Here is a 14,440-nt window from a genome sequence, read left to right as displayed (position 1 = left end):
GGAAACGGGCGGCCCCAAAACCGCCCGTTTCCAGTTGATAATGATCATGTCGGACTGAAAAGCTTTAGTCCGACAATTCCGGCAAGGATTAAGGAAATGGACAATATCCTTGCGACACTCAGCATTTCATCAAGTACTGCCACGCCAAATATCACCGCACCAACCGCACCGATACCGGTCCAGATCGCATAGGCGGTTCCAAGCGGGATGCTGCGCATGGCAAAGGTTAACAGCCAGAAACTTCCGGCCATGGTCGTCAGGGTGAAAATTGTCGGAAGAGGATTGGTAAAACCGTTGGAATATTTAAGGCCCGCAGCCCAGCAAACTTCCAGAATTCCGGCCAAAAGTAATGCAACCCAAGCCATAACGGCCTCCTTGTTCAAAGGGGCCGTCCCCGGTCGTAATCATCAAGCGTATTCGGTCGTCCGATCACGTGACAGCACGCTGTCATTGTCTTCGACCCTGATATAGGGGCAAAATGCCCCACTGGCAAATGCCTGCCCAGCAATGCTGCCATGCCATCCTGATCAAAATAAACGGACGTTATCCTGCCGATGTCAGCCAATGCAAACAGCCTGTCCGATCATCCCAAAGTCGCCGGAGTGATTCTTGCCGGGGGCGAGGGGCGACGTATGGGTGGAAACAAGCCGTTTCGTGAACTGGCAGGCAAACCCTTGATTGCGCATGTGATCAGCGCGGCATCCGCGCAATGCAATCACCTGATGATTTCCAGCAACGAAGGCGGGGCATTTTTTGCTGAATTCAATCTGCCGGTCGTTCCAGACAGTCCCCAACCGGGGCTGGGGCCGTTGGGCGGGATTCTGGGCGGACTATTGAGCTTGCCCGATGGTGTCGACTGGCTGGTTTCCTTTCCCGTCGATTGCCCGATTGTACCCGATGATATGGTCGTCCAATTGCTTAAGGCGGCGACAGAGGGCGGTAAAAAAGCAGCCTTTGCCAGCCATGCCGGACGGGATCACTACCTGTCTGCTATCTGGCATCGCGCCGGGGCTGGTATCATTGGCAACCAACTTCGCGATGAAGACCGCCGCGTTGGCGGGGCCCTGCGTGCCATGGGGGCCGCTAATGTGGCGTTTCCGGTGCGGTCTGGCGACATGGCTCCGTTTGTCAATGTCAACGCACCCGAAGATCTCAGTGCGCTTGATGAAATGCTGTCGGGATATATCGACGAAAAGCGTCTTTGAGTTTCGACGTGTACTTCAAGTATCTGGTGGTTTTACGATAAGGCATTCACACAATTTTCTTGCATAGCAAATGCATATTATCCCTATGATTAAATCTGTTTTGTTTTAAACGTATTGTTTCGCTGAGGTTTTGAATAAAACGGACCTTGTTGATGCCGTTTATTCGGCGTCCAGCTTAAATAATTAGGGCTTATCATGCATTCGACCTTTGCAATATTTTCTGTCGCTTTTGTCTTTCTGGCTGTTGTGCTGACGTTTTTGAGCGTCAAGATCGTGCCGCAGGGTTACGAAATTACCGTCGAACGGCTTGGTCGGTATTTGCGGACACTTGATCCTGGAATGCATATCCTGATCCCGGTTTTTGATCGTGTCGGACAGCGCATGAGCCTTATGGAACGTGTGCTTGATATCCCCAGCCAGGAAGTGATTTCGCGCGATAACGCATCCGTTGTGGTCGACGGTGTGGTCTTTATCCGGGTAACCAATACCAAAGATGCCGCCTATAAGGTCGAGCGCCTTGATTATGCCGTACAGAATTTGGCCATGACCAATTTGCGCAGTGTTCTTGGTTCCATGGAACTTGATGAAATGCTGTCAAATCGGGAGAAAATCAGCCTGCTGCTTCTGGCTGTTCTTGATGAAGCGACCAGTGATTGGGGGGTTAAGATCACCCGGGGTTGAAATCAAGGATGTACAGCCGCCCGAGGATCTTACGGAAGCAATGAACCGTCAAATGAAGGCCGAGCGCGAGAAGCGCGCGCTGATCCTTGAGGCCGATGGTGAGAGAGAAGCCAACATCAAGCGCGCCGAAGGTGAAAAATCTGCGGCGATCCTGGCTGCCGAAGGACGCATGGCCGCTGCCGAGCTTGATGCGCGGGCACGCGAACCGCCGAGGCAGAAGCCAAAGCAACCGAAACGGTTTCCAAAGCCATCCGCGAAGGCGATGTTCAGGCAATCAACTATTTTGTTGCCCAGAAATATGTTGAATCGCTTGGCCAGATCGCATCAAGCCCTAACAGCAAACTTGTCTTCATGCCGCTGGATGCGTCTGGTGTTGTTGGATCGATTGGCGGTGTGACCGAATTGATCAAAACGATTTCTCAGACAGACAAAAGCTAAAACGATCTCGGGATTGCCAAAATGAATTTATTTTCTGAACTGGGCATCGAGTTCTGGCATTGGTGGATTCTGGCCTGCCTTATGCTGGTGCTTGAAATGTTACTGCCGGGGATCATTTTCCTGTGGTTGTCAGTTGCGGCAGCAGCAGCGGGTTTTGTTGTTCTGTTGGTTCCCGATGTCTCGGTGGAACTACAACTGATCGCATTTGGCGTGTTCAGTGTGCTGTCATTTGTAATCGGGCGGCGGTTCTTTCGCCCCGCGCGTTCGGGGGCGCAAGAGGAAGATGTCAGCAGCACGCGGTCATCGCTGGTCGGAAAAACGACTGTTCTGACTGAAAAGACGACCAATGGCCGCGTTCGTCAAAACGTCTATGGATCAAGCTGGGTCCTGAAGTCGGATGAGGAACTTGTTGAAGGTCAGAAAGTCCGTGTCTGCGGGATTGAAGGAAGTACGCTTCTTGTCGAGGCGGTCAAAGCCGACGATCCAGATTAATTAATGTGGCCTGCAAGTTAAAATCCCCTATCAGCAAGATCGGGGAATTTTTCATTTGGCTAGTTCACGGCGCAGGGTCGCCATGGCTTCCAGGGTTTGTAGCCGTCAAAGAATCTTGCAAGGAACTGATCGACCTTTTCGCGGTTTGTGGCGCGGTCAGCTGAGGAGAGATCCTTGTCATACTGACTGCAGTTTTTTTCTACGGCATCGCCAATCGATTTCCAGTCCGCATGCTGATCATGGCCTGGAAGGCCTGTCGCGATGGCGCACCAACCAATAGCTTCTACGGGGTCACCAAGGGTGCGGGCTTCTTCAGCAAGATAGGCAGCTGCACGCATTTCACCACGTTCGGCGGCTTGACGCAGATATTGATAACGGGCGGTGTCACTGTCTGCAAACCGATTGGCAAGCAAGGTTGCCGCCCGCGGATCGCCAGCTTCCCATGCAGTACTCAAATGCTGTTTTGCTTGATCGGGCTTGCCCTGATCCATGGCGTCAAGGGCAAGCCACAGCATTGCCTGTGCCTGGTTCTGATCTGCAGCCTGTTGATAAAGCGGTCTGATATTGTCGGTTTTCGCACCGGTTGCTTCCAGTCTTCGGGCGATGACCATGCTGGCATCCGGATTGTGATTGTCGGCTGATGCTTTCATCAACTCCCAGCCACGTTTTTCATCGGCATTGACGCCAACCCCGTTAATCATCTGACAGGCCAGAAGGTACTGCGCGGTGGCGTTGCCCTGTTCGGCAAGCGGCGCAAATGTTTTGGCCGAAGCTTCGAAATTGCCGTGACGATACGAATTTACCCCTTCATCAAGCGGGGATGCGGCGGTTGCCGTCGCCATCAGGCAAAGCGTGATGCCTGCCGTCACGGTCGAGGATTTCAGGATATGCGCGATCGAATTTTTCATGCTGTTTCCTGTGTATCGCTTTTTGCCAGCCAACGAAACCGGGTGAAAAATCCGGGACCCGACTGTGACGTTCGGGGGAAGGGCATCCTTATCGGGCCCCAGACAAGTGCTCTCACGGGAGGGAGGCTTCATCTATGGTTTTGTTGTTTTGCTGGCGAGTTGTCGTTGCTTGCTCGGACCGGATGGAGTCAAGGAAATCGCGCACGCGCTTTCCGAGATCGTCGGATTGATGGCGCAGACGATCTGTTGCCTGTCGCAGGCCATCGACGGCCTTTAGATTGTCATCTGCTGCTGTGCTGACCTGTGCAATTGTTGTGTTCATTTCGTTGGCGGCGGTGGCGGATTGTTCGACGTTGCTTGCGATTTCGGAGACGAATTCCTGTTGTTCGTCAACTGCTGCCGACATTTCGCCAACCGTTTCGTGAATGCCGGTGATGCTGTCGCGGATGGTGGCAATGGCTTGTACCGCGATACCGGTTGTTGTCTGGATCCCGGTGATGCGCTGGGCAATCCGGTCGGTTGCCGTGCCGGTCTGATTGGCAAGGTTTTTGACTTCTTGCGCGACAACTGCAAAGCCTTTGCCTGCGTCGCCTGCACGGGCGGCTTCAATCGTTGCATTCAGAGCCAGAAGGTTGGTCTGGGCGGCGATATCCTGAATAAGGTTAAGGATTTCGCCGATTTCCTGTGCACCGGTTTCTAGTTCGTGCATGGTTTCGCTGGTCTGGCGGGCGGCATCGACCGCGTTGGTGGCGGCATTCACGGATTGCTGGGCGCGAAGGCCTGTATCACGGACTCGCTCAGACAGCGACTTTGCCGCATCGGAAACAGATGCCATATTGATCGATATTTCCTCGGACGCACCGGCAACGCCCGTGGCGTTACTGGATGCGACTTCGGCCTGTTCGCGCACCTGATTGGAGGTTATCTGGATGTTTTCGGCCTCGCGTGAGACATCCTTTGCAACCTGCATTACCGATGCTTCGAACGCGTCGGCCAGTTCCAGCATGGCGCGGCGGCGTTCGGTTTCGGCAGTCTCGCGTTCGCGGGCGACATTTTCCTCGGCCCGCTGGGCGGCAAGGCTGGTTTCGCGGAACTGTCCTAGAATTTCGGCCATGCGACCGATTTCATCGCGGCCAGTATCGCGAACTTCTGTCGAAAGATCGCCGTTTGCAACACGACGCATACCGTCAATCACATGCAGCAGGCGTTTGATAAGGTTACCACGGACATAGAAAATCAGGATCAGAAGCGAGATCATCACAACCGCAATACCGATCAGGGCAATCACTTGTTGATCGCGAACCACCTGCGAGAGGGCATTGGCAGCACTGTTATCGACCTCAAGACGTTTGGCGTCAACGAGTTGCGTGATGGATGTACTCAATGCTTCGGCGCTGGTCAGGGTCGCATCAAGAGTTTGTTCTGTCTTGTACTGATTGTCCCATTCGGTTTCGCGAAGATCAAAAACGCTGTCTTTACCTGCGCCATAAACCAGCAATGCCTCGGCCAGTTTTTTTATCTGGGTGCCATCATTGTTATCGGGCAATTTTTCCAGCGCGTCTGAAATGCGAAGTTCCGCCCAACTCCATTGATTGCGGACCTCGTCCATGGCATCGCCTTCTGGCACGGCGATGGCGGCGGTCAACATGCCAAATGCAAGATTCATGTTGGCGCGGATTTCGGAAATCAGTTGGGAAAATCTGATGGCTTCTTCCAGCTCAGCCACCGTATCGCTATTGCCATCTACAACACGCGATATACCGCGCGAGACATCGATATCAACAACCTCGACCAGCGGATTGATGAATTCTGAAAGATCGCTATAGGCAAAGACCATATCAAGGGTCAGATCACCGCGCTGCTTTTCAAGTTCAAGCCGCTGCATGGTCAATTCATGCAGTGTGTTGCGGCGTGCAACAATATCGTCAAGCTGTGCGGTCAGGGTTTCAATTGCGTCGACAGCAACGGTTTGTTCCGGTTCCACGGTCTGGTCCGGTACCTGATCCGGTGTTTCGGCGTCACCCGCATTTGCGTTCGTTTCGGAATTGGTCGGGGCAACCGGCAACATCAAAGGTTCCGGATTGGTCGCTGCAATTTCGCCAAGCCGGGTGCGGGCATCGCCTATCAGGGCATCAAGGCGTGCCTCGGTTTCAGCCAGTTCATCGGCATTGCGCGATGTTGCCAGTGCCGGTGCCTGAGCCGCCAGTCCGACACCATCCATGGCAAGTTCCATCTGCCGGATGATCGAGGGTAGGCTATCATTAGTTATGTCGGCGACAAGCGCCCGACTGTTGCCAAACGAGATCCAGGAAACCACCGATGAAATACCGGCCAGCACCAGAATCAGGGCAAAAGAAGCCATGAGCCGACCTTGAATGCCAAGGCCAGCGCGACGTTTTTTAATCGCGGTATTCACTGTTTCCTCCCTGTCGTGCCCGCCATGAGCCAGACATTCCCTGTATGGGACCTTGCATCCGGTTTGCCGGATGTCTTCGGTTTTTATCGATCCATAAAAGCCGGATCGTGTTTTGAAATCGGTATGAACAAATAAGTTGTTAGAGAAATTGTTGGGACGGCCGGGGATGATAAATCACCCCCGGCACCCCCAGTTGTGAGGCCTGGATTATTTCTGGGCCGCACTCCATTCCGCGATCAGATCGTCGTATTTGACGGTCTCACCCTGCGGTTTTTCGTTATCAAGTTTCGGTTTCGGAGCACCGGGCTGGTCGAACCAGTACTGGGCATCCTGTTCCTCGTTCAGTTTCGGTGCGCATTCGCCACCGATACCTGCACGTTCCAGACGTTCCAAAACACGGTCCATCGCGGTTGCAAGGTTATCCATTGCTTCCTGCGGGGTGCGTTCGCCGGTTACAGCTTCGGCAACGTTCTGCCACCAGAGCTGAGCCAGTTTCGGGTAATCCGGAACGTTGGTGCCGGTCGGCGACCACTGGACGCGAGCAGGGGAACGATAGAATTCAACCAGACCACCCCAGTTCGGTGCGATGTCGGTCATCGCTTGGGTATCAAGGTCAGACTGACGGATCGGAGTCAGACCGGTAAGGGTCTTTTTGAGCGAGGTGGTTTTCGCCGTGACGAACTGCGCATAAAGCCATGCAGCTTTACGACGCTCAGGCGGGGTGGACTTCATCAAGGTCCAGGAACCCACATCCTGATAACCAAGCTTCATGCCTTCTTCCCAGTACGGGCCGTGCGGCGAAGGTGCCATACGCCATTTCGGCGTGCCATCTTCGTTCACTACCGGGGTGCCTTTTTTCGCCATATCGGCGGTGAAGGCGGTGTACCAGAATATCTGCTGGGCGATCTGGCCCTGTGCCGGAACCGGACCGGCTTCGCCAAAGGTCATGCCAGCGGCTTCTGCCGGAGCATAGGCTTTAAGCCAGTCGATGTATTTGGTCAGAGCGTAAACAGCCGCCGGGCCGTTGGCCGCACCACCACGGGTGACGCTGGAGCCTGCAGGTGCGCAGCCTTCAACGCGGATACCCCATTCATCAACCGGAAGACCGTTCGGGATGCCCTTGTCACCAGCGCCAGCCATCGAAAGCCATGCGTCGGTGAAGCGCCAACCCAGAGACGGGTCTTTTTTGCCGTAGTCCATGTGACCATAGACTTTTTTACCGTCGATTTCCTTCACGTCGTTGGTGAAGAATTCGGCGATGTCTTCGTATGCCGACCAGTTGACCGGAACACCCAGGTCATAGCCGTATTTGTCCTTGAACTGCTTTTGCAGGTCTTCACGCTGGAACCAGTCATAGCGGAACCAGTAAAGGTTCGCGAACTGCTGGTCGGGAAGCTGGTAAAGTTTGCCATCCGGACCGGTGGTGAAGGACAGGCCGATGAAGTCTTCAAGGTCGAGCGTCGGCGAGGTAACGTCCTTGCCTTCGCCTGCCATGAAGTCGGTCAGCGGAACGACCGCATCGTAACGCGAATGCGTACCGATCAGGTCGGAGTCATTGATGTAGGCGTCATAAATGTTACGACCGGACTGCATTTGGGTCTGCAGTTTTTCGATCACGTCGCCTTCACCGATCAGGTCATGGGTCAGCTTGATCCCGGTGATTTCCGAGAAGGCTTTGGCCAGAACCTTTGATTCATATTCGTGCGTGGTGATGGTTTCGGATACCACGTTGATTTCCATGCCGCGGAACGGCTCGGCTGCTTTGATGAACCATTCAAGTTCGGCCATCTGGGCATCTTTATCAAGGCTCGACGGCTGGAATTCGCTATCGATCCATTTTTTTGCCGCGTCGGTGTACTGGTCTGCTGCTGCCGGATTGGCAAATACCGCAAGACCGAGTGCGACCGCAACTGCACTGCCTTTAAGAATGGCAGAGGAGCCTTTGGCTTTGACGATCATGTCGTTCCTCCCTGGTTGTCTTCCATTGCACTTCCGGAAAAATCCGGTTCACCCGTGACGGGGGAAGACAGTACCCGCCGCGATGAATGACGACAGGAACGGCACCGTTGCAGGAAACAGTACCGTTCCGGATTGTTCAGCCCCATCGCATCACGATGATGAGCCAGAAAAGGGCAACGATTGATGCGATCCAGATGGCGGCATCACTAAATGCCATAAAGCCGAGATGGATATAGGCTGCACCAAGCAAACTGATGAAAAGGCGATCCCCGCGGGTTGTTTCCAGTGGCAGGAAGCCACGGCGCGGAACGGTTGGTGAAACCGCCTGCCATATTCCCATTCCGATCAGCATCAAAATGATGCAGGAAAAGAACACGGCGGTAATCGGGGTCCAGGCCATCCAAGTCATTGTTTTATTCCTTCCTGTTTTCCGATTACACGCGGCCCATCGCGAAGCCCTTGGCGATGTAGTTGCGAACGAACCAGATCACCAATGCACCCGGCACGATTGTCAATACACCCGCAGCCGCCAGAACCCCCCAATCAAGCCCCGATGCCGAAACGGTACGGGTCATGGTGGCCACGATCGGTTTGGCATCGACCGACGTCAGGGTGCGGGCCAGCAACAGTTCAACCCAGCTGAACATGAAGCAGAAGAAGGCCGTCACACCGATACCCGAGCGGATCAGCGGAATGAAGATCGTGGTAAAGAAGCGCGGGAAGGAATAACCGTCGATATAGGCGGTTTCGTCGATTTCCTTTGGAATGCCCGACATGAAACCTTCAAGGATCCAGACGGCCAGCGGCACGTTGAACAGGCAGTGCGCAAGCGCCACAGCGATATGGGTGTCAAACAGGCCAACACTTGAATAAAGCTGGAAAAACGGCAGCAGGAACACGGCAGGCGGTGCCATGCGGTTGGTCAGGAGCCAGAAGAACAGATGCTTGTCGCCGGTAAAGTTATAGCGGGAAAAAGCATATGCCGCAGGCAGAGCAACCAGAAGCGAGATCACGACGTTGATCCCGACATAGATCATCGAGTTTATATAGCCAGAATACCATGCCGGATCGGTCAGGATGGTCGCATAGTTCGCCAGCGTCGGATTATCCGGGAACAGGGTCATTGCGCCCAGGATTTCCGAATTGGTCTTGATCGACATGTTGAACAGCCAATAAATCGGCAGCAACAGGAACACGATATAAAGAAGAAGAGCGATATGACGTTTCTGGAACCGCATTTTATTGTTCCTCCCGCTTTCCGGCGTTCATTACGACGGTATAGAAAACCCAGCAAACCAGCAGAATGATCAGGAAGTAGATCAGCGAGAATGCCGCAGCCGGACCAAGGTCGAACTGACCCACAGCAATCGTGACCAGAAACTGGCTGAGGAATGTGGTGGCCGTACCGGGCCCGCCGCCCGTAAGCACGAAGGGTTCGGTATAGATCATGAAGCTGTCCATGAAGCGCAGCAGGACACCGATCACGAGGACCGACTGCATTTTCGGAAGCTGGATAAACCGGAATACGGCCCAGTTCGATGCACCGTCAATCTTGGCGGCCTGATAATAGGCATCCGGGATCGACCGAAGACCGGCATAGCACAGCAGAACAATCAGGCTGGTCCAGTGCCAGATATCCATCACAAGGACGGTCACCCACGCATCCATCGGGTTCTGGCTGTAGTTGTAGTCCATGCCAATCATGTTAAGCGCATAACCACCAAGACCGATATCGGCACGGCCAAAAATCTGCCAGATGGTGCCAACCACGTTCCATGGAATAAGCAATGGCAAAGCCAGAAGAACCATGCAGGCCGAAACACCCCAGCCTTTGCGTGGCAGGGTTAACGCAATGCCAATACCCAGCGGAATTTCGATGAACAGCACGCTGCCGGTATAAATGATCTGGCGGATCAGGGCATCATGCAGACGGCTGTCTTCAAGGACCTGACGGAACCAGTCGGCACCGACAAAGAAACGGGTTTGCGGATCAAAAATATCCTGAACCGAATAGTTCACGACCGTCATCAAAGGAATGATCGCGCTGATGGCGACGATAAAGAAGACCGGCAGGACGAGGAACCATGCCTTATTGTTGGTAATCTTGTTCATTTCCCCATCCCCCTCACGCGACCAACTGACTGTCGGCGTAAAGCTTGGTCCATTCCGGTGCAAACCGGAGGATGCCACTTTGGCCGGTAATCTGCTGATCTTCGCTAACCTTGACCTTCATTTCGGATGATCCGAAACGGGTGGTTGCGATCTTGTATTGGCCAAGGTCTTCGACCTTGACGATATTGACCTCGATCCCGTTGTCGCCTTCGGAACCGTTTCCGGTTTCGATGCGCAGGAATTCGGGACGGATGCCAAGTTCAATCGGTCCTGATGCCTTGGCAACGGCTTCGATGTGGCGATCCGAAAGCGCGATGCGTTTGCCATCAATCCATGCCGCACCTGCATCGATATTGCAGGGCATGATGTTCATGCCGGGACTTCCAATGAAGTAACCGACAAAGGTGTGGGCCGGATTTTCAAACAGTTCCTGCGGGGTTCCAAGCTGCACGACCTTGCCGCCATACATGACAACGACTTTGTCGGCGAAAGTCAGGGCTTCGACCTGGTCATGGGTCACATAGACCATGGTGGGGCGCAGTTTGTTGTGAATTTCCTTAAGCTTGCGACGCAGGACCCATTTCAGATGCGGGTCAATCACGGTTAGCGGTTCGTCAAACAGGATCGCCGAAACATCGTCGCGAACCAGTCCGCGGCCAAGCGAAATCGTCTGTTTTTCGTCCGCACCCAGACCGCGTGCTTTTTGCTTTAGCTTGCCGGTCAGGTCGAGCATTCCGGCAATTTCGCGAACACGTTCGTCAACCCGTTTTGAATCCACGCCACGATTGCGCAGCGGGAAGGCAAGGTTTTCGTAAACGGTCATGGTGTCGTAAATGACCGGGAACTGGAAAACCTGCGCAATATTGCGTTCCTCCGGGGCCAGTCTGGTGACGTCCTTGCCATCAAAAAGGACCTGTCCCTCGGACGGGGTCAGAAGACCGGAAATGATGTTAAGCAAAGTGGTCTTGCCACAGCCCGACGGGCCAAGAAGGGCATAGGCCCCGCCATCTTCCCAAACATGTTCCATGCGGCGAAGGGCGTAGTCCTCGTCCCCTTTCGGGTCTGGGAAATAAGAGTGCGCAAGGCTTTTAAGATCGATACGTGCCATTTTAATTCTCCAACCTCAGGCGGCCTTGCCGTTTTGAATTTCAACGGGCGGTGCCGCCACAAGGCGATCATTGGCGTCATAGGCAAACAGACGTTTGGGATCGACATAGAAGGTGGCTGCCTCGCCAAGCCGCGGGTTGTGCACACCTTCTTCCTGGATCACCCAGGAAACATCATTGAAATGGACATGGACAAAAGTCTCGGAGCCAGTGATTTCAGCAAGTTCAACCTGGCCCTGCATCGCAACGGATTCCGCACTGGTCTGATCGACCGACAAATGATTGGCACGAACCCCGATGGTGTATTGGCCATTCGCGAGTACCGAAAGATGGCCGGTCAGCGGGACCTGATGGCCGCTTGCCAGATAAAGTGCACCATCACGGACTTCGGCCTTGACCAGATTGATCGGCGGATCGGAAAAGATCAGACCCGTCTCGACAAATGCCGGGTTGTGATAGACCTGCGTCGTCGGGCCGAACTGGGTTACGCGACCTTCATGCATCACCGCGCATTTGCCGCCCAGCAAAAGGGCCTCCATCGGCTCGGTGGTGGCGTAAACGACAATTGTGTCGCGTTTCGCCAGAAGGTTCGGGATTTCTTCGCGCAGTTCTTCGCGCAGTTTATAGTCAAGGTTGACCAGTGGTTCATCAAGCAGAAGCAGAGTGCAATCCTTGACCATGGCGCGCGCCATGGCGGTGCGCTGCTGCTGACCACCCGACAGTTCCTGTGGCAGTCGATCTAGCAGATGTTCGATATGCATCAGTTCGGCGGTGGATTTCACACGGCGTTCAATTTCAGCAGCATCAACGCCTTGCAATTTAAGCGGTGATGCGATGTTGTCATAGACGCTCATCGACGGGTAGTTGATGAACTGCTGATAAACCATGGCGACGTTGCGTTTCTGAACCGGCATGCCGGTGACATCCTTGCCATTGACCAGAATGCGTCCGCCGGTTGGTGGTTCAAGACCGGCCATAATGCGCATAAGCGTCGTTTTGCCAGCCAGTGTCCGCCCGAGCAGGACGTTAAATGATCCCGGCTCCAGCGAAATCGACACATCATCGACGTGGGTTTCCCCTTCCACGGTCTTGGTTATGTTTTCAAGCGTAAGGGTCATTTCGCATTTGTTCCTTCGCCCGTTTTCACGGCGTTATTCGATTTGGTTTCAGTCGCAAACCATTGCGCAATGGCGGTCTGGGTGTCCTTTGACAGATGCAGGCCGAGTTTGGATCGGCGCCACAGAACGTCATCGGCAGTACGCGCCCATTCCTGAGCCGCCAGATAGCGCAGTTCGCATTCGTAAATATCATCGCCAAGATGCGTGCCCAGCCCCGAAAGGTCGGATGCATCGCCAATGATGGTGTGGGTCAGTGTGCCGTAGTTTCGCACATAGCGGTAGAGTTGAGCCGCCGGAATCCACGGAAATTTCTTTTGCGTTGCAGCAAGATAGCTTTCGAAATCGCCATTAGGCATGTCGCCCCCTGGAAGGGGCACGCTATCGGTCCAGCGATCATCCGCAAACCCGAGATAGGGCGAAAGTTTGCTCATCGCTGATTCGGCCAGTTTGCGATAGGTGGTGATTTTGCCGCCGTAAATGTTCAGAAGTGGCGCACCTTTGTCACCATTATCGATTTCAAGAACGTAGTCGCGCGTGACCTGGGATGCGTCTTCGGAGCCATCCCCATAAAGCGGGCGAACACCGGAATAGGACCAGACGACATCGGCCGGTGCGATCTTGTGAGCGAAATAGGTGTTGGACAATTCGCACAGATAGCTGATTTCATCGCTGCTGATCGCGACTTTAGACGGGTCGCCTTCGTAATCGCGGTCCGTAGTGCCGATCAGAGTAAAATCCTGTTCATAGGGGATGGCAAATACGATGCGACCATCGGGATTCTGGAAGATATAGCAGTAATCATGGTCAAACAGTTTTGGCACCACGATGTGACTGCCCTGTACCATGCGGATACCTTGCTTCTTTTTCGCTTCGACGCGTTTTTCAAGGATTTCGGCACACCATGGACCGGCAGCATTGACCAGCGAGCGGGCCTTGATCGTTTGTTCACCCGCACTGTCGCGAACCGCAACAGACCAAAGATCGCCCTCGCGACGTGCCGATACACATTCGGTGCCGACACGGATAACTGCGCCGCGATTTCGGGCATCCATGGCATTAAGCACAACAAGGCGCGCATCCTGCACCCAGCAATCGGAATAGATGAACGCCTTTTTCATGCCAGTTACCAGTGGGGCACCGGCGACATGATGATTAAGGTGGATGCCTTCGGAGCCAGGAAGTTTTTCGCGCCCCCCCAGATGATCATACAGGAACAGGCCCAATCGAATCATCCAGGCCGGACGTAATCCTTTAACGTGAGGGAGAACAAAGCGAAGCGGCCAGATGATGTGCGGGGCAGCGTTCAAAAGCACTTCGCGCTCGATCAGGGCCTCTCGCACCAGACGGAATTCGTAATGTTCCAGATAACGCAACCCGCCATGGATCAGCTTTGTGCTGGCCGATGAAGTCGCACTTGCAAGGTCGTTCTTCTCGCAAAGAAAGACTTTAAGGCCGCGGCCGGACGCATCGCGCGCAATGCCTGCACCGTTGATGCCACCGCCGATAATGGCAATGTCGTATGTTTCTGAAGTGAGCAACCGCTTCCTCCCTGATTGCCCTGATTTGTGACAGATGTTCTCAACTGTCATTCTGTTATGTCAAAAACGTTACGAACCACCCAAAATAATTGCAAGCGAAAATTATGAAGAATTTTAATTTTCGATAACGAAATAAGAATGTGGGGTTGTAGTGTATTGTTATAATTGAGGTCTTCGATTCTGCACGATTTGTTTCGGCTCTCCGTTCGATGTCGGGATGATCCGGTTTGATCTGGAAAGTTGATCAGAATCGTTTGAATCCGAAAAAAATAAAGCAGATCACCTGTTCCCTAATTGCATAAGATTGCAACGTCAGCCCGGTGCAATTTGCCCCCGGGCGCGGAAGCTTACGGTTTTGCCAGCCGACTATGCGAAAATGCCAGCCATGGCTGATGGGCAACGCAATCTTGTTGCAAAGCGCGGCGGTCGAGGTGTTTGCGATTGCCAAATGGTCTTTTAACTTGCGA

General features: G+C 53.8%; 14 protein-coding genes. 4 read left to right on the top strand and 10 right to left on the bottom strand.

The features are described from left to right. Nucleotides 1-44: 44 nt before the first annotated feature. A complete protein-coding gene (gene sugE / locus IT971_RS13805) occupies nucleotides 45-365 on the bottom strand; it encodes a quaternary ammonium compound efflux SMR transporter SugE (RefSeq protein ID WP_063094662.1) in 321 nt (106 codons plus the stop codon). A gap of 189 nt (nucleotides 366-554) precedes the next feature. Between sugE and IT971_RS13800 the strand changes: the two genes are divergently transcribed. The 4 genes from IT971_RS13800 (at nucleotide 555) to IT971_RS13790 (ending at nucleotide 2,816) form a co-directional block, all read left to right on the top strand. Beyond that, nucleotides 555-1,205 carry an NTP transferase domain-containing protein gene (locus tag IT971_RS13800; RefSeq protein WP_063094664.1) on the top strand — a complete coding sequence of 217 codons (651 nt, stop codon included), beginning with the start codon at nucleotides 555-557 and terminating at the stop codon, nucleotides 1,203-1,205. A gap of 195 nt (nucleotides 1,206-1,400) precedes the next feature. Next, nucleotides 1,401-1,886 carry an SPFH domain-containing protein gene (locus tag IT971_RS22435; protein ID WP_252724155.1) on the top strand — a complete coding sequence of 162 codons (486 nt, stop codon included), beginning with the start codon at nucleotides 1,401-1,403 and terminating at the stop codon, nucleotides 1,884-1,886. 40 nt (nucleotides 1,887-1,926) lie between these two features. Next, nucleotides 1,927-2,283 carry a hypothetical protein gene (locus tag IT971_RS22585; RefSeq protein WP_371734405.1) on the top strand — a complete coding sequence of 119 codons (357 nt, stop codon included), beginning with the start codon at nucleotides 1,927-1,929 and terminating at the stop codon, nucleotides 2,281-2,283. A gap of 62 nt (nucleotides 2,284-2,345) precedes the next feature. Further along, a complete protein-coding gene (locus IT971_RS13790) occupies nucleotides 2,346-2,816 on the top strand; it encodes an NfeD family protein (protein WP_037988658.1) in 471 nt (156 codons plus the stop codon). Between the two features lie 59 nt (nucleotides 2,817-2,875). On the opposite strand, the gene IT971_RS13785 is transcribed toward IT971_RS13790, so the two are convergent. The 9 genes from IT971_RS13785 to glpD form a co-directional block, all read right to left on the bottom strand. Beyond that, nucleotides 2,876-3,724 (bottom strand): sel1 repeat family protein, encoded by an 849-nt coding sequence (locus IT971_RS13785; RefSeq protein WP_063094666.1) that lies wholly within the window; start codon nucleotides 3,722-3,724, stop codon nucleotides 2,876-2,878. 112 nt (nucleotides 3,725-3,836) lie between these two features. Next, nucleotides 3,837-6,140, bottom strand: a complete 2,304-nt coding sequence (locus IT971_RS13780) for a methyl-accepting chemotaxis protein (protein WP_063094668.1) — start codon at nucleotides 6,138-6,140, stop codon at nucleotides 3,837-3,839. Nucleotides 6,141-6,347: 207 nt separating this feature from the next. Continuing rightward, a complete protein-coding gene (locus IT971_RS13775; protein WP_110252839.1) occupies nucleotides 6,348-8,099 on the bottom strand; it encodes an ABC transporter substrate-binding protein in 1,752 nt (583 codons plus the stop codon). 136 nt (nucleotides 8,100-8,235) lie between these two features. Beyond that, a complete protein-coding gene (locus IT971_RS13770) occupies nucleotides 8,236-8,508 on the bottom strand; it encodes a DUF2160 domain-containing protein (RefSeq protein WP_007091528.1) in 273 nt (90 codons plus the stop codon). A gap of 25 nt (nucleotides 8,509-8,533) precedes the next feature. Then, entirely contained in the window at nucleotides 8,534-9,337 is an 804-nt protein-coding gene (locus IT971_RS13765) for a carbohydrate ABC transporter permease (protein ID WP_007091527.1), read from the bottom strand. Between the two features lies 1 nt (nucleotide 9,338). Continuing rightward, nucleotides 9,339-10,211: a carbohydrate ABC transporter permease gene (locus IT971_RS13760; RefSeq protein WP_007091526.1), complete on the bottom strand. Its 873-nt coding sequence runs from the start codon at nucleotides 10,209-10,211 to the stop codon at nucleotides 9,339-9,341. A gap of 13 nt (nucleotides 10,212-10,224) precedes the next feature. Then, a complete protein-coding gene (locus IT971_RS13755) occupies nucleotides 10,225-11,319 on the bottom strand; it encodes an ABC transporter ATP-binding protein (RefSeq protein WP_063094670.1) in 1,095 nt (364 codons plus the stop codon). A 15-nt stretch (nucleotides 11,320-11,334) separates the two neighbouring features. Then, nucleotides 11,335-12,435: an ABC transporter ATP-binding protein gene (locus IT971_RS13750; protein WP_063094672.1), complete on the bottom strand. Its 1,101-nt coding sequence runs from the start codon at nucleotides 12,433-12,435 to the stop codon at nucleotides 11,335-11,337. After that, on the bottom strand, nucleotides 12,432-13,973 hold the full coding sequence (gene glpD / locus IT971_RS13745) for a glycerol-3-phosphate dehydrogenase (protein WP_063094674.1): 1,542 nt from the start codon (nucleotides 13,971-13,973) through the stop codon (nucleotides 12,432-12,434). The genes IT971_RS13750 and glpD overlap by 4 nt, the downstream gene beginning before the upstream one ends. Between the last annotated feature and the right edge of the window lie 467 nt (nucleotides 13,974-14,440).

Source organism: Thalassospira sp. B30-1, from assembly GCF_015767575.1.
Taxonomy (GTDB): domain Bacteria; phylum Pseudomonadota; class Alphaproteobacteria; order Rhodospirillales; family Thalassospiraceae; genus Thalassospira; species Thalassospira xiamenensis.
Note: the sequence above shows the minus strand (reverse complement) of the source record. Positions and strands in the feature narration are given on the sequence as shown.

Bases quoted from the DNA above. Each gene is read 5' to 3' on its own strand.
- sugE (WP_063094662.1), bottom strand. From the start codon at position 365: ATGGCTTGGGTTGCATTACTTTTGGCCGGAATTCTGGAAGTTTGCTGG.
- IT971_RS13800 (WP_063094664.1), top strand. From the start codon at position 555: ATGTCAGCCAATGCAAACAGCCTGTCCGATCATCCCAAAGTCGCCGGA.
- IT971_RS22435 (WP_252724155.1), top strand. From the start codon at position 1,401: ATGCATTCGACCTTTGCAATATTTTCTGTCGCTTTTGTCTTTCTGGCT.
- IT971_RS22585 (WP_371734405.1), top strand. From the start codon at position 1,927: ATGAACCGTCAAATGAAGGCCGAGCGCGAGAAGCGCGCGCTGATCCTT.
- IT971_RS13790 (WP_037988658.1), top strand. From the start codon at position 2,346: ATGAATTTATTTTCTGAACTGGGCATCGAGTTCTGGCATTGGTGGATT.
- IT971_RS13785 (WP_063094666.1), bottom strand. From the start codon at position 3,724: ATGAAAAATTCGATCGCGCATATCCTGAAATCCTCGACCGTGACGGCA.
- IT971_RS13775 (WP_110252839.1), bottom strand. From the start codon at position 8,099: ATGATCGTCAAAGCCAAAGGCTCCTCTGCCATTCTTAAAGGCAGTGCA.
- IT971_RS13770 (WP_007091528.1), bottom strand. From the start codon at position 8,508: ATGACTTGGATGGCCTGGACCCCGATTACCGCCGTGTTCTTTTCCTGC.
- IT971_RS13765 (WP_007091527.1), bottom strand. From the start codon at position 9,337: ATGCGGTTCCAGAAACGTCATATCGCTCTTCTTCTTTATATCGTGTTC.
- IT971_RS13760 (WP_007091526.1), bottom strand. From the start codon at position 10,211: ATGAACAAGATTACCAACAATAAGGCATGGTTCCTCGTCCTGCCGGTC.
- IT971_RS13755 (WP_063094670.1), bottom strand. From the start codon at position 11,319: ATGGCACGTATCGATCTTAAAAGCCTTGCGCACTCTTATTTCCCAGAC.
- IT971_RS13750 (WP_063094672.1), bottom strand. From the start codon at position 12,435: ATGACCCTTACGCTTGAAAACATAACCAAGACCGTGGAAGGGGAAACC.